23 protein-coding genes are annotated in these 19,540 nt (G+C 55.6%); 6 read left to right on the plus strand and 17 right to left on the minus strand.

The features are described 5' to 3' along the window. Window positions 1–6 precede the first annotated feature (6 nt). Window positions 7–1,524 (plus strand): alkaline phosphatase family protein, encoded by a 1,518-nt coding sequence (locus tag VGM18_14215; GenBank protein ID HEY3974158.1) that lies wholly within the window; start codon window positions 7–9, stop codon window positions 1,522–1,524. Window positions 1,525–1,618: 94 nt separating this feature from the next. Beyond that, window positions 1,619–3,010 carry a multicopper oxidase domain-containing protein gene (locus tag VGM18_14220; GenBank protein HEY3974159.1) on the plus strand — a complete coding sequence of 464 codons (1,392 nt, stop codon included), beginning with the start codon at window positions 1,619–1,621 and terminating at the stop codon, window positions 3,008–3,010. A gap of 61 nt (window positions 3,011–3,071) precedes the next feature. Here the strand turns inward: VGM18_14220 and VGM18_14225 are convergent, their stop codons facing one another. Next, entirely contained in the window at window positions 3,072–3,986 is a 915-nt protein-coding gene (locus tag VGM18_14225) for a hypothetical protein (GenBank protein ID HEY3974160.1), read from the minus strand. Window positions 3,987–4,471: 485 nt separating this feature from the next. On the opposite strand from VGM18_14225, the gene VGM18_14230 reads away from it, so the two are divergent. Continuing rightward, window positions 4,472–5,014 carry a ferritin-like domain-containing protein gene (locus VGM18_14230; protein HEY3974161.1) on the plus strand — a complete coding sequence of 181 codons (543 nt, stop codon included), beginning with the start codon at window positions 4,472–4,474 and terminating at the stop codon, window positions 5,012–5,014. Window positions 5,015–5,177: 163 nt separating this feature from the next. Then, window positions 5,178–5,426 (plus strand): hypothetical protein, encoded by a 249-nt coding sequence (locus tag VGM18_14235; protein ID HEY3974162.1) that lies wholly within the window; start codon window positions 5,178–5,180, stop codon window positions 5,424–5,426. A gap of 350 nt (window positions 5,427–5,776) precedes the next feature. On the opposite strand, the gene VGM18_14240 is transcribed toward VGM18_14235, so the two are convergent. Further along, window positions 5,777–6,547, minus strand: coding sequence for a PRC-barrel domain-containing protein (locus tag VGM18_14240; protein ID HEY3974163.1), 771 nt, complete (start codon window positions 6,545–6,547; stop codon window positions 5,777–5,779). A 220-nt stretch (window positions 6,548–6,767) separates the two neighbouring features. Here VGM18_14240 and VGM18_14245 point away from each other — a divergent pair, with 220 nt between their 5' ends. Beyond that, window positions 6,768–7,178: a hypothetical protein gene (locus VGM18_14245; GenBank protein HEY3974164.1), complete on the plus strand. Its 411-nt coding sequence runs from the start codon at window positions 6,768–6,770 to the stop codon at window positions 7,176–7,178. Window positions 7,179–7,422: 244 nt separating this feature from the next. Here the strand turns inward: VGM18_14245 and VGM18_14250 are convergent, their stop codons facing one another. From VGM18_14250 to VGM18_14270, 5 genes are all read right to left on the minus strand, one after another. Next, the gene (locus VGM18_14250) at window positions 7,423–8,553 is read right to left on the minus strand and encodes a mechanosensitive ion channel domain-containing protein (protein ID HEY3974165.1); all 1,131 of its coding nucleotides are present in this window, start codon (window positions 8,551–8,553) and stop codon (window positions 7,423–7,425) included. Window positions 8,554–8,971: 418 nt separating this feature from the next. Next, complete coding sequence (locus VGM18_14255) at window positions 8,972–9,442, minus strand: hypothetical protein (protein ID HEY3974166.1); 471 nt, start codon at window positions 9,440–9,442, stop codon at window positions 8,972–8,974. A 178-nt stretch (window positions 9,443–9,620) separates the two neighbouring features. Next, a complete protein-coding gene (locus VGM18_14260) occupies window positions 9,621–10,013 on the minus strand; it encodes a hypothetical protein (protein HEY3974167.1) in 393 nt (130 codons plus the stop codon). Between the two features lie 305 nt (window positions 10,014–10,318). Then, complete coding sequence (locus VGM18_14265; protein ID HEY3974168.1) at window positions 10,319–10,843, minus strand: hypothetical protein; 525 nt, start codon at window positions 10,841–10,843, stop codon at window positions 10,319–10,321. 156 nt (window positions 10,844–10,999) lie between these two features. Then, the gene (locus VGM18_14270; protein HEY3974169.1) at window positions 11,000–11,431 is read right to left on the minus strand and encodes a hypothetical protein; all 432 of its coding nucleotides are present in this window, start codon (window positions 11,429–11,431) and stop codon (window positions 11,000–11,002) included. Window positions 11,432–11,796: 365 nt separating this feature from the next. Between VGM18_14270 and VGM18_14275 the strand changes: the two genes are divergently transcribed. Then, window positions 11,797–12,036: a hypothetical protein gene (locus VGM18_14275; protein HEY3974170.1), complete on the plus strand. Its 240-nt coding sequence runs from the start codon at window positions 11,797–11,799 to the stop codon at window positions 12,034–12,036. Between the two features lie 243 nt (window positions 12,037–12,279). Here the strand turns inward: VGM18_14275 and VGM18_14280 are convergent, their stop codons facing one another. The 10 genes from VGM18_14280 to VGM18_14325 form a co-directional block, all read right to left on the minus strand. Further along, the gene (locus VGM18_14280) at window positions 12,280–12,528 is read right to left on the minus strand and encodes a CsbD family protein (protein HEY3974171.1); all 249 of its coding nucleotides are present in this window, start codon (window positions 12,526–12,528) and stop codon (window positions 12,280–12,282) included. 76 nt (window positions 12,529–12,604) lie between these two features. Further along, window positions 12,605–12,754 carry a lmo0937 family membrane protein gene (locus tag VGM18_14285; protein HEY3974172.1) on the minus strand — a complete coding sequence of 50 codons (150 nt, stop codon included), beginning with the start codon at window positions 12,752–12,754 and terminating at the stop codon, window positions 12,605–12,607. A 214-nt stretch (window positions 12,755–12,968) separates the two neighbouring features. After that, window positions 12,969–13,622 (minus strand): response regulator transcription factor, encoded by a 654-nt coding sequence (locus VGM18_14290; protein HEY3974173.1) that lies wholly within the window; start codon window positions 13,620–13,622, stop codon window positions 12,969–12,971. 357 nt (window positions 13,623–13,979) lie between these two features. Beyond that, window positions 13,980–14,690 carry a response regulator transcription factor gene (locus tag VGM18_14295; GenBank protein ID HEY3974174.1) on the minus strand — a complete coding sequence of 237 codons (711 nt, stop codon included), beginning with the start codon at window positions 14,688–14,690 and terminating at the stop codon, window positions 13,980–13,982. A 59-nt stretch (window positions 14,691–14,749) separates the two neighbouring features. Next, window positions 14,750–15,163, minus strand: coding sequence for a response regulator transcription factor (locus VGM18_14300; GenBank protein HEY3974175.1), 414 nt, complete (start codon window positions 15,161–15,163; stop codon window positions 14,750–14,752). Window positions 15,164–15,379: 216 nt separating this feature from the next. Then, entirely contained in the window at window positions 15,380–15,772 is a 393-nt protein-coding gene (locus tag VGM18_14305; GenBank protein HEY3974176.1) for a response regulator transcription factor, read from the minus strand. A 245-nt stretch (window positions 15,773–16,017) separates the two neighbouring features. Next, entirely contained in the window at window positions 16,018–16,713 is a 696-nt protein-coding gene (locus tag VGM18_14310) for a sigma-70 family RNA polymerase sigma factor (GenBank protein ID HEY3974177.1), read from the minus strand. Window positions 16,714–16,971: 258 nt separating this feature from the next. Next, window positions 16,972–17,841 (minus strand): energy transducer TonB, encoded by an 870-nt coding sequence (locus VGM18_14315; GenBank protein ID HEY3974178.1) that lies wholly within the window; start codon window positions 17,839–17,841, stop codon window positions 16,972–16,974. A 359-nt stretch (window positions 17,842–18,200) separates the two neighbouring features. Next, the gene (locus VGM18_14320; protein HEY3974179.1) at window positions 18,201–18,353 is read right to left on the minus strand and encodes a DUF3309 family protein; all 153 of its coding nucleotides are present in this window, start codon (window positions 18,351–18,353) and stop codon (window positions 18,201–18,203) included. 91 nt (window positions 18,354–18,444) lie between these two features. Continuing rightward, window positions 18,445–19,200, minus strand: a complete 756-nt coding sequence (locus VGM18_14325) for a lipid-binding SYLF domain-containing protein (protein ID HEY3974180.1) — start codon at window positions 19,198–19,200, stop codon at window positions 18,445–18,447. Window positions 19,201–19,540 lie beyond the last annotated feature (340 nt).

Below are 19,540 nucleotides of genomic sequence, written 5' to 3' on the forward strand. Positions count from 1 at the left end.
CCCAGCATGAAGACCCGTTACTGGTTTTTGCTGACCTGGTTGTCTTTTTTGTCAGCCCTTACTCTGGCCGGTTGTGCGACAGGTCTACGGTCGACGACACCGGCTGGTCTCACCAACGTGAACCATATTATTATTTTTGTGCAAGAGAATCGTTCGTTCGATCACTACTTCGGCGCGATGCGCCAATACTGGGCGCAGAACGGTATCGCGGATCAATCGTTCGACGGTTTGCCCCAGTTCAACCCGGCAAGTGGAATTGCTCCTTTGCAGGCGGCAGCTCCCGCGATTCCGGGGTGCGATCCTTCCCAGCCCTATCCCGCGTCTGATGTTTGTGTTCCAGACACCAGCAATCCGGTTACTTCGTTTCACTTCGCGTCGGAATGCCAGGAGGAGCAGAGCCCTTTCTGGAACGAGAGTCATGTGGATTGGGACTATAACGATCCGGAAGGTAATAGCGCTGCCGCTCTGAATGGATTCGTGATCTCGGCCGGGAATGACGCGCGTCAGCAGTCGCCTGTCCTGATGGATACAAATGGCGTGCGTGCCATGGGGTATCTGGACTCGAGCGATCTGAACTACTACTACTTCATGGCTTCGAATTTCGCGACGTCTGATCGGTGGTTTTCTCCTGCCATGGATCGTACTCAGATCAATCGCATGTACCTTCTCGCGGCCACATCGGCCGGGCATGCGCATCCGCTGGTCGCGCCCGAAACGCCGCTCACAAATACGACTATTTTTGAAGCTTTACAGAATGCCGGCATCACTTGGAAAATCTATGTTGATACCGATGGCACGACCTGCGGGTCGGCCCCTACAGCATCATGCCTGCTCAACTATTCCTATATCAATGAGTTCGCTTATGGAGCGACGATTGTAGGCAGTCCGACGCTCTCGCAAAACCTGGTGTCGTTAACGCAATTTACGACCGACCTCCAGAACGGAACACTGCCCCAGGTGGCGCTGATTGAGCCGCCCTCGAGCGCCGGACTGGACGAGCATCCGTCCGATTACGACACGTCCGCCCCGGTCGATGTGCAAGCCGGAGCCCAATTCGCTTCCAGTTTGATCAACGCCTTAATGACGAGTTCCAGTTGGAGCGATTCCGTCATGCTCTTTACTTACGACGAAGCTGGAGGATTTTACGATCATGTTTCGCCCCAGCCGATGGCCAGTCCCGACGGCATTGCGCCGTTGGACCTGGCGCCAGGCGACATTTGCGATTCAACCGGCACGACTGGAGGCGGGACCTGCAACTTCAATTACACCGGATACCGTATTCCGCTGATCGTGATCTCGCCTTTCGCCAAGAAGAATTTCGTTTCCCACCAGGTGCGCGACTATACTGCCATGCTCGCATTGATTGAGGAGCGCTTCAACCTGCCCTCGTTGACCCAACGCGATGCGACTCAGCCGGACATGAGCGAGTTCTTTGACTTCACCAACAAACCTTGGGCGACGCCGCCAACGCCGCCGGCTCAGGTCATGACGGGGCAATGCACTCTAACGCCTCCGACTCCCTGACCAGCACTTCCCAGACTGGCAAAACGACCCGGGCACGCGAGCCCATAAGGAAAGCAAGGAAGCGATTTTTCAAACCGATCATCCCAATGGGATAATGGCGGTCGTGAGAATCCTGCAAGCGCTCAGGCTGTGGTTCGTCTGGCTTTTCTTTTTAGCTTCTCCCTGCCTGGCAGCAACACGGCACTACTACATCGCAGCGGAAGACGTGACCTGGGACTATGCGCCGAGCGGCCGCAATCTGTTGAACGGCACTCCCATTCCGCAAACCCTGGCAACGAAGCTGCGCTGGTCCAAGTCCCGCTTTGTGGAATATACCGACAACACCTTCACGGTGCAGAAGCGCCAACCGGAGTGGCTGGGAATTCTCGGTCCTGTGATTCGCGCGGAAGTGGGGGACGAGGTTGTAATCGACTTTCTCAATCGCGGACACACCAGCCACGATATGCATCCGCATGGCCTGCGTTACGATAAGAACAACGAGGGTTCGCTGTATTTACCCTTCGGCAAAGGCGCCCAGGTTTCTCCTGGGAATCGCTTCACGTACCACTGGTTCGCTAATTCGAGCAGCGGTCCCGGCCGCGGCCAGTTGAGTTCGGCGGTGTGGTGGTATCACTCCCACGTCGATCCAGGCGTAGAAATCAATGCTGGTTTGTTGGGACCGATTATCGTCACGGCCAAGGGTAAGGCGAAACCCGACGGATCGCCCAAGGACGTGGACCGCGAATTCATTGCGTCGTTCATGATCTTCAACGAACTGGGAGGGAAGCCCCAGGGGCAGTTTTACGCCATCAACGGATTCATCTTCGGCAATCTTCCCGGATTGACCATGAAGCAAGGAGAAAAAGTCCGCTGGTACTTGCTGGGGATGGGAAATGAGATCGACGTACACACGCCTCATTGGCACGGCGAAACGGTCAGCGACGGAGTTCGCAACACCGACGTGATCGAACTCCTTCCCGGAAGCATGACTGCGGTCGACATGCTCGCCGACAATCCGGGGACCTGGATGTTCCACTGCCATGTAGAAGATCACATGGAGGGTGGAATGATGGCCGTGTATACGATCTACGCTTCGCCCAGGCGGGCTTGCCCGATTGCTTTTGGGGAAGGGGATTTCTGGAAGCATCCGGAAAACTTTACGCTGACCGTCAAGAACATCGGCAGCAAACCGATTACCAGCCTTACGATCACGTCCGAGATGCTATTGGCGCCTCAGGATTTGCGGCGACCGTTCAACGGCGAGTGGAGATCGGACAAAACCATTTTGCCCGGCCAGGAACAGAGCCTGGAGAAACCAGGCATTCGTGCGGCCAGCGCCCAATCCGTCATCGGCTGGGTATTCTTTCCCTATTCGGTGAAATACGAAGATGGCACGAACTGGCGCGCCGAAAGCGAAGGCGAGTGCTTTCATGTGATTTGGAGAGATGAAAATCATCCCGACCTGCCGGTATTGCCGCCCCGACAGATCGAGATGAATTCCGACTGAAACATGATCAGGCCGTTGCGAGAGAGGTTCCAGCGGTTCTCCGACATCGACCAAGCCCGATCTAGAAGCACTCAAAGTTTGGCGTGACTTGTCCAGCCGTCAACTGGTCGGAAACGGAGATGTTCTGCTGAACCCATTTGGCGGAAAGATCTGGGTTTCCGCCGGTCGAGTTTGTGTAATAGCGCCAGCGAACCCATCCATAGCTGTGCTTAGTTTTGTCCACCGGGTTGGTGTCGGTGTCGATTCCATAATCAAAGATTTCACGAAATTTGCAAGAGTTGATTTTCCCGGAAACCGAACAGCTATACGTGTAGTACAACGGCAAGAGCGTGATTGAGAACTTTCGAGGCGGCGTGGCGCGGTTGTCGGTGATATCCATGGAGCTGGTGCTCTTCAGCGACAGCAAGGCGTAGCCGAGATTTTGGTCCTGGGTCTGTATTTCCTTTTCTACGTAGGTGTAGTAATTCGTATTGTTCGGCTGAGTCGTCGGCGCAGGATTCCAGAACGAACTGTTATCTCCTCCTGGAGTTGCGCAACGGGAAGCCCAGCGCATCGACATGTCGGCCGTGCCGTTCTGGCTGCCGTTATTGAATTTCTTGCAACTGGTCGGGTCGTTCCAGTGGTTAACGCCATTCCATGTGCCGAGTTCAGTAACCCATTGGTAAATGTAGTTTGAATCGTAAAGATTAATATCCCAGGGATTGCCTTGCGGATTCTTGGTGTAATAGACCTTCGATCCACTTTGATCCCACTGAGTGTAGACATAAGCCGATGGCAGACCATTGGTGATGCCTTCCATGTGATAACCGGCAGCCAGCCCAGGATCCATCATCATCACACTCAGAACATCCCAGTAGTTGTGTCCCGACGGGCAACTGGTGGTGGACTGAATCTGCGCGAAGGCGCGGGGAGCTAGCGGCGAACACGCGGCTATAGCGAGCAGCCCCAAGACAAGAAAATCCCTGCATATTCTCATTCCAATACCTCAATTGATGTGCTTGCAGTGGCCAGAACCGTCACTCAAAGAAAACGCACAAACACCGGGGAAGTGTTTCGTGGAATCTTGTCTTTCCTGGGATGAATTCGGGTCGAGCCGCACACAGTATGGGGGATGAAATGTCAATAGGGTAGATCACGAAGGTACCTAAAAATATTTCTGTATCAATCCGTTTATCGTTTTGGGACTGACCGCTGGTCATCACCAAAGGCTTCGGACGCGCTGGTCTCACCCTCAACAGCCCGCGCGGACCCCACCCGCAGGAATGGTTTGACCGGGCGGCTCCTCCTCCTTACGCGCTCCTCTTGTTACGCACTCCTCTTTGCTAGTGGAACCCGGGCACACTCTTCTCCAGCCCATACAGCATGGGCGGTATTGTTTGACAGAGATCAGCAAAATACTTTCGTGAAGAGCCCGAGGATGTTGCTCCGCTCCGTCCCTGGGACCCAACAAGGAGGAACAGGATGCAAAAGAATCTATTAAGGCAGCTCTATGTCGACGAACTGAGAGATTTGTATAGCGCGGAAACGCAGATTGTCCGGGCGCTGCCAAAACTGGCCAAGGCAGCGGGGAGCGCCGAGTTGCGTCAGGCGTTTGAGGAACACTTGCGCCAAACGTCGGAGCAGGTTTCCCGGCTGGAACAGATCTTCGAAATGCTGGAAGAGAAGCCTACGGGCAAGAAGTGTCTCGGGATGGAAGGACTCGTCAAAGAAGGGGCCGAGACGATGAAGGAAAGCTATGACGGCGCCCTGATGGATGCGGCTCTCATCGCCGCGGCGCAAAGAGTGGAGCATTATGAGATCGCGGGCTACGGGACGGTCCGAACTTTTGCCGAGCTTCTCGGGGAGAGCGGTCAGGTAGAGCTGATTGCGCAGACGCTTCAGGAAGAGAAAGAAACCGACGAAAAGCTGACACGACTGGCGGAGCAGCTCAACCCACAAGCCGGACAGCCGGAATTTGCCCAGCAACCCGGCGCAAGCAAGAGGGGATCGAAACAAGCGGCATGACGAGTGGAAGGCCGCAAACAGCGCGGCCCTCCCCAATTCCTAGAGAATAGGAAATTCTTTCAGTCGTAAGCAGCCGAGCTACAGGAATTACCCGATTTCTAAGTTTCCGGATCCCGTAGTACCTTCCGTAAAAGACGCCACACTTCTCTTAAGGATTTCCGCCATGAGCACCCACGTCTACCGAGCCCCTCAGCCGACCTGGCACCTCCTCTATCAGGCTGCCCTGTTTGAAACCGACCGCGGAAGAGTTCGTCAACGAATCGACGAAGCCGAAAAGGCCATTCTGAACCGGGTGAAAGAGTTGTTTGTCGCAAGCGGCGACCACATCGAGGAAGACCAGGTTCTTGAAGATGCGTTGTACGGCTTGCGCGCACTACGGAACTGCATCAGTCTTGAAGCGATGGCCGCTTAAGGCAAGTCCTTCGACGCGCGCACCCCCTCTTGGTTTAGCTGGCCGGATTGAGCCCGCTTCGGGTGGCAAAGCTGGAAGGATGCAGCGGAGGCTCCCGCTCAGGATCAGTGCTTTTCCGTCTAGAGAGTATTACTGCGCTCAGCAATAGCAAGCCAAGCAGTACGATTCCGATTTTGACCAGGATCCGGACTGCATGTGGATTGCCCGTAATCATGTGCACCCGGCCCAATAGCGGCGTCGCTCCTCACAGGTTTCGTCGTCTTCTGAGCTTCTTACTGAAAATAGCTTCGGGAGCGAGTCAAGCAGAATCGCTGGCACTCGCTCCGGCTGCAATCTGAGGCGCTGAGGTTTTAAACCGCCTTCCGCAGGGTTTCGACGCTCTCGGCCCCGCGCTTCGTGGCAGACTCGCCGGTGCAGGTCCCGCAGCTCGCAACTGCTTCCTTGCGGCGTTCGCGCAGGCGACTCTGAAAAGTATCCCAACGGCCCCCGATTCCAGTCGCACTATTCGCGATCACGACCGAGTCGGTACCGGCGGGTACAGCCCGTTCGGTCGGCTCTGACGCCGCTTCAATTTCGGCTGTATCGAGGTCTTGCTCGACCACCGGCGTTTCGAACTCATCATCGAAAGGAGCTGATTCCGTGCCGGAAGCCCATCCATGCGCCTCGGCGGCTGCCGCTTCCGATCGAGAGTTTCCCGGCATTTGCAAAGTTGTAGGAGTGAGATTGCGATCGGTCCCTACGCGATGCATTACGGGATCGCTTTCCCATTTGGAGCGGTAGCGACCCTCATAGTCGGCCCACGTGTTTTCTGAATCCAGGTCGGATTGCTTGTAAGGAGGAAAGCGCTCAATCTGTTCCTTGCTCAATGGGGTCTCGAAATCGTCTTTGTGCTTAGCAGATAAGTGAAGCCGGTCAGCCGGAACAATGAATTTCTTGGTGGTCAGCCAGCCGCCGGTATCGACGACGATATAGCGAATCGTGCCGTTCGCATGATCGAAGATAACATCGTCAATCTTGCCTAACTTTTCATCGTTCGATCCGTATAGGTGGGAGCCGCGAATATCTTCGGCAGCGTCTGAGATTGTCGTGTTTTTTAGAGTGCCGTAGTGTGCCACTTTCATCCTCCCGCGCACCTCTTCGATGCGCCGTCTTATCTCAAATCAAGTATCAAATTTGAGCAGGAATGGGACAATCCAAGGTTCACTGTAGGGTATTGAAGAACTCCAGGGGTCATCGTGTGAAGGCTGGCATTAGCATCCCGCTCCAGCAACCGTGCATCAGAGAGATGCTCGCCGGGAGCCGGATCGCGATTCGCTTTGTAAGAGTTGTCTAAACAGATTGATGCAGACTCTAACCACATCCCTCGCCATGCAGGCTGCAACTCTCCTCATGCTGGCGATCCCGGTTGCCAGCGTGGCCTGGACGATCACTCACGAAGAAGTTTTTCGCGAGCCTCGAGAATACTGCAAGCGGCAAACTCGGGTCGCCAAGACCGTGCCCCGGCGAAAATTCTTTTATCTGTTCACCTGCGAGTACTGCTTTAGCCACTATGTGGCTGCAATCTTCCTGGTCCTGACCCGTTTTCAGATGCTGTACACGGGCTGGCGTGGATATGTCGTGGCGCTGTTCGCACTGGTCTGGATTTCCAATCAATATATGAGCATCTATAACCGCCTGAGGCTTGACATCAAGAGCGAAAATCTGGAAATAAAAGTAAAAGAAAGCGATGTCGAGCACCGCAAGGTGGCGTGAGGAATAGCCTTCGCCTACTCATCCAAGGGCGGGTCGTCGGGGTCAGGTTCGCGAACAGGGATGTCGGGGTTCTCCAACGGGTCGGGCGGATCGTTCACCGGGCCAGGCCCCGGCTCGGGGGGAGTTCTCTTCGGCACGCTCTGGTTGGACTGCATGTTGCTCTCCTGCCCCTGAGATGCCGAAATTTCGGTAAGGGAAGCCAGCAGTTTTAGCAGTGATACTTCGGTCGATCGGCAGATCTCCTTCACGCCACTTTGGCGGAATGCGATTTGGAATCCGAGGACAAATCGGAAGTGTGCTGCGTCCCATCTTCGCCAACGCGAGCGTTAACGGCCTGAACGTCGGCCCGGGTCCTGGGCAGGCTTTCCGGATAGTTCTGTTGTAGGAATTGCACGAGCCTTTCCCGTACCAGGCACCGCAGGTCCCAGGCGCGTGAGCCGTTCGGCGCACTCATGAGAGCGCGCAGTTCGAGAGTGCGGTCGGTAGCATTGGTGACCTGCAAACCCCAGGCCTTGCCGTCCCACATGCCGGAAGAGGTCAGGATACGGTGAAGTTCCTGACGCAGCTCTTCGACTGGGGCGGAATAGTCGGTGTAAAGGAATACTGTGCCGAGCAGGTCGGCGTTGCGGCGAGTCCAATTCTGAAATGGCTTTTCAATGAAATAAGAGATGGGCAGGACGAGGCGGCGAAGATCCCAGATTCGTACCACGACAAAAGTTGTGGTGATCTCTTCGACCCAGCCCCATTCGCCCTCGACCACCACCGCGTCTTCCAGTCGGATCGGCTGGGTCAGCGCGATTTGCACTCCGGCGAACAGGTTAGAAAGCATGGTGCGGGCCGCGAGCCCCGCGACCACCGCGGCGAGACCGGCTGACGCAAAGAGGCTCTCGCCTATATGTCGGATCGAGGGGAAGGTCATCAACATGGTCGCAATCGCCATCACAATAATCACGACCACAACCAGGCGACGAAGCACCAGAACCTGAGTGCGCACGCGGCGTGCCTCGATGTTCTCGGCCAATTCCATGGAATACTTGTAGGCAAGAACCGCCTCCACCACATCCACCAGCGCGACCAGGAACCAGGCGACAGCGCCGACTAAACACAGGCCAATCGCATGGCGAAGACCGGCCTTAAAGTTCACACTTCCTGGAAGAAATGGCACGACCGCGAGTTCCAACAGCGACAGTAAGATCAGCCTCGCGGGTTGCTCGCAATGGAGGACCGCGTGGGCGAGCACGGTCTGCTTATGGAGAGTGAAGCGCCGGGCAGCACGAAAGAGGATGAAGTGAATGAGGAGCGCGACTACAAAAGCGGTGGCAATCTCCCCGGCCGAAAATGCGAAGGCGCGCCACTCGGCTAAATGAAAAACCATTCACTTCTCCTTACTCTTTGAAACAATTTTTTGAACCCAAATCGAAGATAGGACCGTCTGGCGAATGACATCCAACAGATGCCCAGGACACAGAAGCCCAAGCAACACAACGGGCCCATTGCCGGGCCCGTTGTGAAAACGCAATATTCGATATTTTGCTCACCGCGATTGAGGACCACCGGGTCCGCCGCTGGGCGACGACCCCGATGGGCAAGGACTGCCCGCGGTCGCGCCGGTAGGTGGATTTCCTCCCGATGTTCCGGAGTTGCCTTGATTCGAACTCGTCGATCTTCCATTCGTCGAACTTCCATTCGGGGAGGTTCCATTGGACGAACTGCCATTCGACGAACTCCCGTTCGAGGCCGAGCCTGAAGCTCCGCTGTCTGCCGTGCCAGGCACGGTGGCGCATGGGCTGCCGTTAGGGGTATTCGGGTTGCTTGGGTTGGTCGTTGACGGGGATGAACCGGGTGTACCAGAACCGGGTGCGGTCGAACCTGGTGCGCTCGCACCCGGCGCAGTTGAACCCGGGTACGTTGAGTTCGGAGATCCATTCGGGGATGTGGAACCTGGCGTATTCGGATTCTGTTGGCCGGTTTGCGGAGTCGCGCTTCCGGCTGGGGGCGTTGCGGGGCTGGTTTGCGGCGTAGCCGGACTTCCAGACGTCGCCGAGGAACCCGTCCCTGATGAACTCGGAGTTGATGAACCTGGAGTCGATGAACCTGGAGTCGATGAACCTGGAGCCGAACTTTGGCCCGCTCCGGTTCCGGCCCCGCCCGAACCCGCGCTTTGCGCCCCAACCCAAGTCGCACACATGAATATGATCGCGAACAACATAAATTTCTTGGTCGTCATTCAAGACCTCCGTCTGTCCCGCTAAGATGTAACTCATTCTCATTCAGCATCACGAAGCTCTTCGGGAGCAATCGGGCAAATGCTGTAACGCAAGACCTCAGCGTGGAGGGGCTTTGAATGCGTGGGTTTTCAATGGCATCGAAAAGGGGCGTGAAATCGATTTACGCGTGCTGCTTCGGATCCTCCGGAATCCGCGCCGGACTTGCCGACGTCCTCTAGATGTCTGCGGCGATAGACGAGATCTTTATCGTCCTGTTGTCGAGGGTACCCACGACACGCGCGCGTCGCCCCGCCAGGCTTTTCAAAAGGTTGGAATCGCCATTGAGGAGATAAGTCATATCTGCATCGACCAACGTAAAACTCGATCCGCCATGCACGCAAACACGAATGCAGACATCAGCCGTTTTACCAATAGCCGCCGAATGCCGTGCGCCACAACTGGAGCAACTGACCATGCCTACGTACACCTGCTGTGATGTGATTTCGGCCGCTGCTTCCGGTCCAAGTGCCCCGGCGGCAGCCCCAAGCGTCGCAATCAACAACGCAAGGACAAACGCGATCGTGCTACCGAGTACGACGATCTCGATCCAGATACTGTGAGTCTTCATGACAGGCCGGCTCCCTGCACGGAGCAGAATGGATGCGACATAAGGTCGAACAGTTGGCTATCGGAAGAGCTAGCAACTGACTTGCCATGAGGTTGCATAAACGGACGGCATCGCTAACTTGATGACCGGAAACCCTCATCGAAACACATTCATGGGTTGCAGTAGAGATTGCGGAAGGGGTTATGCCATGCTAGCCACGTAGAAAATTCACCCACCGACTTTCATGGAACTGCCGAAAACCGGGAACGCAGAAGGGAGGCGGAAGTTCGAATCGGAATCTGAGATTGAATTGCGGCTAGTTGCGACTATGCAGCTGCGCCAGCCACCTTCAAGGCTCCAAGACTCGCGGCCTCCTTTGCTCCGGCACGACGTAGCAATTCGATCGCGCTTTCTGCTTTATTGCCTTCCCGACACGATACGTAAACCATGGCCCCTACATCTGCGAGATCATGGCCCAGTCTTTTCGCTTCTGGCTCGGAAAAGCCCAGACCAAGCAGAGTCCGAGATCCGCGAGACAGTGCAGGAAACTTTTGCTCTACCACCAAGGCGTGGAAAAATTCCTGGGATCGGATGAAGAAACCCACCGTGGGAATCACGACAGCACCAAATTCTGTAAACCATCCGATCATGCGCGCGCTCAAAGCACGCTCTTCCTTTTCGCCATTGAATGCCGCGGTATCGCGAACAGCGGTTGCAACCGGATGGGCAGGAGACAACACCATGCAAATGTCTTCCTTGTCGAAACCAGCCTGATTCAGAGCGTACACAATCTCAGGTAACGCAGCATGGCGAGAATACATCCCGTAGGCGGCCGTTCCATTTTCTGTCATAACAAACTCTCCGAGGGAAGGATGTCGAGAGCTTTTGGATTCCCCGTGCAAGTCTGTACAGACTACGAAATTCGCCATTGGAGCGCACTAGGGCAAATCATGTAGGCGACGGCTAAGGCCAGTCTTTAACTGCGGGCTCACCTGACCTGCGTGGGGCTACGAAAGTAATTCAATCTTTACGATGCTGATCACATTGCTGCCTTGATTCAGATTTCCCACCACTTTTACGGCCTGATTCTCGTACTGCCGAAGATTCTGGTCATCGAGCTGGTAGGTCGTGTCGGTGGCTTTGAGGACATACCTGCTCCCCTCCCAGACAATCTTGCCAACAAAGGTTTGGGTCGCCGTCTGTTGCTGCGTCTGCGGATCAGCCGATTGGGTCGCCTGTTGGTCCGGTTGAGCGCCAGGAGTGTCACGTGGTGGAGCGGGCTGAGGCGCAGGCTGTGGCTTCTGCATCCAGGACCAGGCGATGAGTTGTTGAGATGCTAAGTCATCCGGCAAATCGGATGCGGGCTGGGGTCGCTGCGCTGAGGCCAACGACATCGTACCCAAAATCATCGCAATGACCAGACTCGTCGTTCGATTCATTGGACAGTCTCCGAAAGACGAAGCGGGCGGTGACTCGATTACCTTATTCACTGCCCACAACCTGGCGCAACTACGGGCGAACGCCTTCACTTGAGTGCAGTTTTACCGCGGTTGAACTGGTTTATCCATAAAGCGTTCTCTGTACGCGAAAGCCTTCTCTGTATGCGCTAAGCAAGGACGCCATTCTCGGTTCGATCTACTTGGTTCAAATATTCCCGCCTCTCTATCGGGGAAAAACCTGCCCGCAAAGCACTTACAAGGAACAAGAAGTAGGAGCAAGTAAAAGATGGAGCGGAGATTGAGTGCAACGCTGTATTTTCGTTGTGCGGCAGTTCGTCTTAAATGCGCAAAGGAGTTAGACCAAAATGGCAAAAATGGTAATGAAGATCGCGAATGCTACATCGCCCGACGAACTCCGGCGCACCTTCGAGAGTGCGATCGCAAAAACTCTGGCCGCCGACGCTTGCAACCCCTCTCGCAGACCGATTGCTGTGCGCAACCGGACAATCGCGCCCAACGATGAAGCGGCTGAAAAACGAGCCTTAACGGACGCAGCCCGTGCCCTCGCCCAACTGTGGAATATCTCTCCTACGCTGATCCGCTAGCCTGATTGTTTCATCATGCCCGGGAAGGCTCGGGCTGGAAGGCCTGGGGCTGTTAGGAATGAAATTGACTGCCGCGCGCCGTTGGAGATCGGTGCGTACCGCCAGGTCACTGATTTTTCAGGTTGAGGTTTCCTCGTACGTTTCCAAGGCTTCCACGAAAACAAAGGTGACCTTCGCAACTGAGTTGCTCATCACACTGGCCTCTAAACAAATCGAAACGCCGGCACCCGCGGCGCGATTTGGCTAGCGGCGAGGGCGAACGGATTCGTCGGCCGGGTCATCTGAATCTGAAGCGCGCGCGGGAGCGGTGGCGGACCGGTCAGCTTTCTTGCCGGCGTCCTCGACCTTGCCCATGGCATTCTGCACTTTGCCTTCGACCTGCTTGGCCGCACCTTTTACTTGTTTCGCCGGGTCATCAGTCCATTCTCCCGCCTGACGTTCGACCCGCCCAGCGACATCCTTAATCTTGCCTTCGACTCTATCCTTATTCATTTTGTCCTCCTCGACGATTGATGTGAGTGGTGCAATAATCCTGCCGTTTACGGGCCATGTCGACGGTCGACGGTTCTTACACCGGGGTTCGGCCTTGAATCAGGCGTATGAGAACCGCGATCACGGCCAGCACGAGAAGAATGTGAATGAATCCGCCTAAGGTGTAAGAACTGACCATCCCCAGCAACCACAGAATCAGCAGCAAAGCTACGATTGTCCAGAGCATCTCGAGGTCATCCTCTTCCGGCAGACCGGCCTATTCCGATAAGCCTTCTATTCAGGAAGGCTACGAAATGTTCTGGGCAATCAGCTATCCGGCGAAAGCCCTAGTTCAAGCAGGGATGTGCTTTACATCAAGTAAATTGCGACAGGGAAGGGGCGATTCAAGCGATTTTGTTTGGAAGGCTTGGTTCAGAAGGCTTTGTTCAAGGAGACCCTTTTCAGAAAACCTGGACAATTCCATTCCTCACAGCATACCGGGTTAGGTCGGCCACTGAATGTAGATTGAGTTTGCGCATCAGATTTGTGCGATGGGTTTCCGCTGTCTTCACACTCAGATTGAGGGTAACCGCGACCTCCTTGCTGGTCTTGCCCTCGGCCAGCAACTGGATAACCTCGCGTTCGCGGGTGGTGAGAACATCGCCAGTGTCCTCCCTCTGCTCTTCCCGATTGTCACGATCCAGAAAGCCATCTAATACCATTTGGCTGACTTTGGTCGTGAAAAACGTCCTCTGTCGCATCAGCGCCTCGACCGCCGATAGCAGATCGCGGCCCGCATCGGATTTGAGGACAAATCCGCGGACGCCGGCGCGCAAAACCTCGCGCACGACCTGATCCGTATCGTGCATGGTTAGAATCAGCACGGCAGCCTCCGGCGACGTCGCCAAGATTTGTCTGGCGGCCTCCAGTCCGTTCAGGACGGGCATGCCGATATCCAGGAGAATCAAGTCCGGATTCATGCTGCTTGCAAGTTCGACCGCCTCGCGCCCGTCTTTGGCTTCGCCGCAGACCTCCCAGCCTGGGTGACCTTCCAGAAGAGCGCGAATGCCTCGCCGTGCCACTTCGTGATCGTCCGCAATCAGGATTCGAAGCATTTTGAACCTCCAGCCAGATTGAAACGTTCGACGCAAGCTTTTCCATGGCAGGCACACCGAGAGCGCCGCCTCAGCAGGTACAGCCATAACTAGAGCAAAATTCGTACCAAACCGGCATGGCGTTGCAACTAAAGCGAGTTCTGGCATAACGACTGCGTGATCTGTGTAACTTTTTCAAACAGACAAGGATAGATGGGGTCCGTAGCTTTCAAAACATTTCGGAATAAGAAGTGGAAGGGTGTGAGGCTAGTCACAAAAATAGCAGGACAAAACACGGGGTCGCGGAAAAGAGGACTTTTCGCGCGACGGCCCTTTATCACATTCGACAATCTAATTCGAATCTAATCAGCTAATAAATTAAGCCGCTGTCGGGCCGGTGGGGCCGGGCGGTGCTTTTGGTGGAGGCGGCACCTCAATCTGAATGAGATTATTCTTGATCGCGTACACTACCAGATCACGGATGGAATGGAAGCTTAGTTTCCGCATGATATTGCTGCGGTGGGTTTCGACCGTCTTCGTGCTGAGGTTCAGAAGGCATGCGACTTCCTTCGAGCTGTTGCCTTCGGCCAGCAACTGCGTAATCTCGCGTTCGCGAGCGGTCAAAGTTGGAAGCTTAGGCGCTTCGTTTCGTGAAACCGAGTGCCCTTTCTCCAGAAACCCTGCCAGCACCAGATCGTTGACGCGTGGAGTGAAGAACATGCGCTTACTTTGCAGCGCTTCTACCGCCGAGACCAAGTCGCGTGCTGCGTCTGATTTCAAGACAAAACCTCGCGCTCCTGCGTCCAGGGCCTCACGAATGACTTGATCGGAATCGGTGATGGTCAGCACAATCACTTTGAATTGCGAATCGTGCTGCAGCAACTGTCGAGTAGTATCCAGTCCGTTCAGATTGGGCATTCCGATATCCAGAATGACGACATCGGGCCTCAACTGGAGCGCTTTCTCGACGGCCTCGCGGCCATCGCTGGCTTCGCCGCACACTTCCCAGCCCTCGTGCTTTTCCAGCAGGGCACGCAGCCCTTTCCGTACAATTTCGTGGTCGTCGGCCAATAAAATTCTTAACTTCATGATGCACCTCCACAGTTTCAGGTGAACCAGTCTTCAATTTGCAGATCTAAACTGGCAATCTAACGCAAGCCCGCAGCTTCTCGCCCATTCAGTGCGGTAAAAACACGATGTTGACTGACCGCTTCCACCGCCTGCAATAAATCGCGGGCGGCGTTGGACTTGACAACATAACCTCTGGCCCCAGCCTCCAGCGCCTCGCGCATCATTTGCGGGGAATCGTGCTGGGTTACAAATAGAATCTCCAATTGAGGCGATTGGGTTCGCAGCACACGGCACGCTTCCAGACCATTCATGCGCGGCATGGTGACATCAAGCACCATCACGTCGGGCCGCAAATCTCTCGCTTTTTCCACGGCCTCGGCGCCGTCCGACGCCTCCCCAATCACTTCCCAGCCACTGCGGCCTTCGAGGAGAGTCTTCAAGCCCTGTCGTACGATCGGATGGTCGTCGACCAGCAATATCCGAATTGTCATGCAGTTTCCATTTTCCGGTAACATACGCACCCGACAACTCGCCACATTCTACTTCGCCAGCCCAATTCGCGTGGTTCCTGACCGGGATTCGGACACAACAGCGATCAGACGGCCCTCGCCCCAACACTGAAAGTTACGCCAAACAGTGAACTAGCGCCAATACAGGAAATCCTGTACGCCCCGATTAACGGCTTCGAACCATAGCGATACAGTCGATCAGCCCGCTGGGATTGCCGGAAAGTACATTTCCTGGCGCAACAACACCTCGACGGCCTCTACCACCGAACCGATGTCTTGCTTCGCGCATGCTCCGCGCACGCCCGCGAGACGTGCCGCGTCGGCCAGTTGACGCGAAAGGTGAAGCGTCACCATCAGGATCGGTATCCTCGGGAACATCTCGCTAATCTGCTTCGCCACATCGACCCCATTCAAGTCGGGCATCTGGTAATCCAGCAGAATCAAATCGGGTGGAGCTTCCAATACCTTCTGCAACGCTTCCGCGCCGGTTCGGGCTTCCCCGCAAACCCTCCATGAAACCTGCTGCTCGAGGATCGCCCGCAAGTAGTGTCGGACCGACGGATTGTCATCGACCAGAAGAATACGAATCACGCGAAGCCTCCCGTCCGTAAGATGGCGGTCGAGCGTCTCCGTTCATCAGATGGGATCTTCGCGTAAGGACGCATTCACATTCACACTGATCCTACCCGCTACCCATCTAGTCCAAAATCTAAAGATAGGTGAGGCCTTAGGTCGCTACAATCCAGTGATGCATGTATAACAAAAAGTGTCAACGCCAATGCTTCGACTCCGCCAAGCGCGGGCCGTCCCGCTGAATGCGAGGCGACGAAGTTCGCTTACTTAGCCGATACCTTCGCCAGCGTCAGGGGTCGCGAATTCTGCCCGGTCAGGTTTCTTTGCGCACGGCGTCCCAGGATTCTCCGTTTCGGGAAAAGCAGATCCCGCATTTTCAATTTCGCCTTGTGCAGTTGCGATTTCGAGTTACCGATGGAGCAGTCCAGCAACTGTGCGATCTCATGGTGTTGATAGCCTTCAACTTCATGGAGCGCGAAAATCGTCCGACATCCCTCTGGCAGTTCGTCCAACGCGCGCCGTAAAGCGATGCGATCGACCACACCGGCGAGATCCAGATCGTCTTTCCCGAAATCGCGGTGCAGCGAAGGCGAGTCAGCGCTTACGGGCTCATCCATTGAGACTGTGGGCGGCGATTTGCGGCGGCGCAGCTTCATGAGCACCGTGTTGACTGCGACCCGATACAGCCAGGTCGAGAAGGCCGCTTCCCCACGAAACGACCCAACGGTTCGAAACACCTGCAGAAAGGCTTCCTGGGTCAGATCTTCAGCTTCTGCGACATCTTTCGTCATCAGTAGGCATACTGAATAGACGCGACTCTTGTGTTGCTGAAACAATGCTGCAAAGGCCTGCTCGTCGCCCGCCTGGGCACGTTTGACCAGGCTGAGCTGGGAATCATCGCGACCGTTAATGCCGGTCGCGGGCATGACTTCGGTTGCAGAAATCGCACAAGTCGCCACGGTTAATCTCCTTCAGGTAACTGAAAGCTACTGGCTCGGCTTATGACATCGGCGAGCATGGATCAAAGAGTAAGAGTCCAATGCCAAACCTTCTATCGGGTCACATCTGTAAGCGGTTGCCGGAGACGCTGTAAGACCCTTAGCAAAAAAGGGTTCCGCGACCCTATGCGGAACCCTTTTTTGCCACCCTCAAGGAGAGAGTGGGGGGTGAAAAAAGCAGCTGCGGATTACAAAGACAAACCGATTGACATCGCGCCCTTAGTACAGGCGGAATTCCACCTCTACGCTGATCTGAACATTCACAGGTTTCCCGTCTTTCAGGGCTGGTTGAAAACGCCACTGGCGTACGGCATCCAATGCTTTTGCATCCAGACCGAAGCCCAGACCCCGCACCACGTGGAGGTCGCGGGGACGGCCTTGCTCGTCAACGATCAGCGAGAGCACACATACCCCCTGTTTCTTGGCCTGTCGGGCCTCGTCCGTATATTCGGGATCGGGCGAAGAAATTGCCTCCGGGGCGGAAATGCCACCGCCGACTTTGTAGACTCCCCCGCCGATGCCGCCACCGGAACCAACCCCAACGCCAGGCCCATGGCCAACCCCAACGCCGCCGCCTGAACCGGAACCAATGCCACCGCCTGACCCGATCCCGTTGGAAGGCGGAGCCGCCGGCATGACTGCCGCAGTTGGAGTGCCTAGGTTCGGCATGTGATTTTCCGCCAGGTGAACTTGGGGTGGAACCACCACCGTAGGCTCGACGGCAAGCTTAGGCTTCTCGTTGCGCATCACGATGACCGGCGGCGTGATCTGTTGCATCGCCGCTTTGGGCAGATGCCCTTTCGGCGCAGGAAGAGGATCGCGATCGCCGCCGCCGCCGCCGCCGCTCACAATCTTCTTCGCCGTCGGCAAGGTATACGTATCGGGCGACGGAGCAATTAAGGTCACGATTTGCCGGGGAGCCACCGCTTGCACGATCTGGTGCCCAAAAAAAACTCCGCTCAAAAGCAGCCCGATGAGCGCCATATGCAGCAAAGCGGAGACCGCGACGCCATTCGAACGATAATTGTTATAGCTACCCCAGATTTCGTCGGGTGGGCGAGAAACCTGCGCGCTCCGTGCCCGTGCCACACGAACCTCTGGCTCGCCGCGCCTCCTAGGCAGAGGCAACTGCGCTAATAAAGATTCACGACCGAGAAAAGAATTCTGATGACTCGACATGACCGCTCCTCACAAGCGTCCAACATGGTTCGTCGTGCAAATAGATGCATGAAAGCAACGATGACGTTGTTTCGGATGACCGACGCAGAAGTCTTGCCGCGTGAGACGAGTTGGTTGACGAAGTGACATACTTATAAATCGCCGTGAACCAATTACTGACTCGATCTGCTTCTAGTTCGGATTGCAAACAATGACGGCGCGAAACAGTCGCCGTCATTTTGGGCCACATGAACACTGTGCCGTCGACAAAGTCTGCGATGTATCCGGCCTCATACTCTTCCGACAAGTAGCAGTACCAACACGACCACAACAACGAGGCCTAATCCACCGCTCGGGTAATATCCCCAAGATCGGCTATAGGGCCAAGTGGGCAACGCGCCCAATAACATCAAGATCAACACGACTAGAAGGATGGTTAACATTTAGATGAAGCCTCCTTGTGAGAATTGCTGATTTTGCTACCGACACCTCGCCGGCCCGGATAACCGAGCCGGCGTTTCTAAACCAAGCCCGTTAATACGAAGCAGGCACGGTTCCTCCAGGGCTGTTGCTGTTACGGCCCGATTTGCTTTGCATGGAGTATCTGCGGACTGCGGCCAGGAAGGGCTCGCTCGCCGCCGGCGGCTGTACCTTACCGTTCAGAATGTCGGGAAAAGGCACAAAGCTGCCATACAGCAAGCGAGTTTCGTCTTTGTCTTGGGTAAGAGCCGCGCCACTAAGATCGACTCCGGCAAAAAGACCCCGAGCGCGGGAATAGGTCAATACTTCGGCTCGCATCTTCACGTCGGTATCGGCAGCGGCATCACGCCCAACGGGACCGGCCGCGGCGGAAGCGTCGGCACCGAGCTTAAATTTGCTGGAGAGAAGATGATCCATGCCTTGCTGATTGGTCACAATCATGACCAGATCTATGGCTTGACCGCCCAGCTGAAGACCCCAACTACCGCCCGTAATTGTGATCGGAGCCGGAGCGCTCCACCCCGATTCAGTCCGGCAGGTGGCGACGCCTTTACCGTGATTGCCGCCAAACCCAACCGCAATTTTCACCATGGAAGGAATCACGGCGATACACTTGGCATCACGCATAACCTTGTCAGGAATTGCTTTGTCCGGGGTGGCCATAATTTCGTTGAGCACTTTGGCGGACGCATCGATCCGCTTGGCGATGTCAGATTGGTCCTTGTCAGCCGACCAGCCAACCCCGACGAAAATCGAACAAATGCCCAGCACCAGGAGACATCTCGAGACTACCGATGGAATTGTTCTCATTGTCGAATCCTCACTTTTGTGCTCCTTAGTGAGCACCTGCTGTTGTCGTGCGGCTATGTTCCGCGAATACGCGGCTATTGTTCCGCGAGGTAAAGGTAGCGCTTGTACGCTAGCGCTCCCATCCGGCTGAGGCCTTATAGCGGGCGAGAAGTTACTTGAGAGTGGGACGAGCGGCAATTCCGCCGACCGGTGGTTTTGCTTTCGGTTATACAGCTTCCACCGTATGGTGGGCCGAGGCGAGTCCGACTAGTCTGCAATCCTACTCGACACAACGCCCCCCAAAGCGGGTGCCGGTCAACTGGGACGACCGGCACCTGCTTCCTCAAAAAATCAATTGCAA

The organism is Candidatus Sulfotelmatobacter sp. (genome assembly GCA_036500765.1).
Lineage (GTDB): Bacteria > Acidobacteriota > Terriglobia > Terriglobales > Acidobacteriaceae > Sulfotelmatobacter.

Bases quoted from the DNA above. Each gene is read 5' to 3' on its own strand.
- VGM18_14235 (HEY3974162.1), top strand. From the start codon at position 5,178: ATGAGCACCCACGTCTACCGAGCCCCTCAGCCGACCTGGCACCTCCTC.
- VGM18_14265 (HEY3974168.1), bottom strand. From the start codon at position 10,843: ATGACAGAAAATGGAACGGCCGCCTACGGGATGTATTCTCGCCATGCT.
- VGM18_14285 (HEY3974172.1), bottom strand. From the start codon at position 12,754: ATGCTCTGGACAATCGTAGCTTTGCTGCTGATTCTGTGGTTGCTGGGG.
- VGM18_14240 (HEY3974163.1), bottom strand. From the start codon at position 6,547: ATGAAAGTGGCACACTACGGCACTCTAAAAAACACGACAATCTCAGAC.
- VGM18_14255 (HEY3974166.1), bottom strand. From the start codon at position 9,442: ATGAGTTACATCTTAGCGGGACAGACGGAGGTCTTGAATGACGACCAA.
- VGM18_14230 (HEY3974161.1), top strand. From the start codon at position 4,472: ATGCAAAAGAATCTATTAAGGCAGCTCTATGTCGACGAACTGAGAGAT.
- VGM18_14250 (HEY3974165.1), bottom strand. From the start codon at position 8,553: ATGGTTTTTCATTTAGCCGAGTGGCGCGCCTTCGCATTTTCGGCCGGG.
- VGM18_14260 (HEY3974167.1), bottom strand. From the start codon at position 10,013: ATGAAGACTCACAGTATCTGGATCGAGATCGTCGTACTCGGTAGCACG.
- VGM18_14215 (HEY3974158.1), top strand. From the start codon at position 7: ATGAAGACCCGTTACTGGTTTTTGCTGACCTGGTTGTCTTTTTTGTCA.
- VGM18_14290 (HEY3974173.1), bottom strand. From the start codon at position 13,622: ATGCTTCGAATCCTGATTGCGGACGATCACGAAGTGGCACGGCGAGGC.
- VGM18_14225 (HEY3974160.1), bottom strand. From the start codon at position 3,986: ATGAGAATATGCAGGGATTTTCTTGTCTTGGGGCTGCTCGCTATAGCC.
- VGM18_14295 (HEY3974174.1), bottom strand. From the start codon at position 14,690: ATGAAGTTAAGAATTTTATTGGCCGACGACCACGAAATTGTACGGAAA.
- VGM18_14275 (HEY3974170.1), top strand. From the start codon at position 11,797: ATGGCAAAAATGGTAATGAAGATCGCGAATGCTACATCGCCCGACGAA.
- VGM18_14300 (HEY3974175.1), bottom strand. From the start codon at position 15,163: ATGACAATTCGGATATTGCTGGTCGACGACCATCCGATCGTACGACAG.
- VGM18_14325 (HEY3974180.1), bottom strand. From the start codon at position 19,200: ATGAGAACAATTCCATCGGTAGTCTCGAGATGTCTCCTGGTGCTGGGC.
- VGM18_14270 (HEY3974169.1), bottom strand. From the start codon at position 11,431: ATGAATCGAACGACGAGTCTGGTCATTGCGATGATTTTGGGTACGATG.
- VGM18_14245 (HEY3974164.1), top strand. From the start codon at position 6,768: ATGCAGACTCTAACCACATCCCTCGCCATGCAGGCTGCAACTCTCCTC.
- VGM18_14220 (HEY3974159.1), top strand. From the start codon at position 1,619: ATGGCGGTCGTGAGAATCCTGCAAGCGCTCAGGCTGTGGTTCGTCTGG.
- VGM18_14280 (HEY3974171.1), bottom strand. From the start codon at position 12,528: ATGAATAAGGATAGAGTCGAAGGCAAGATTAAGGATGTCGCTGGGCGG.
- VGM18_14320 (HEY3974179.1), bottom strand. From the start codon at position 18,353: ATGTTAACCATCCTTCTAGTCGTGTTGATCTTGATGTTATTGGGCGCG.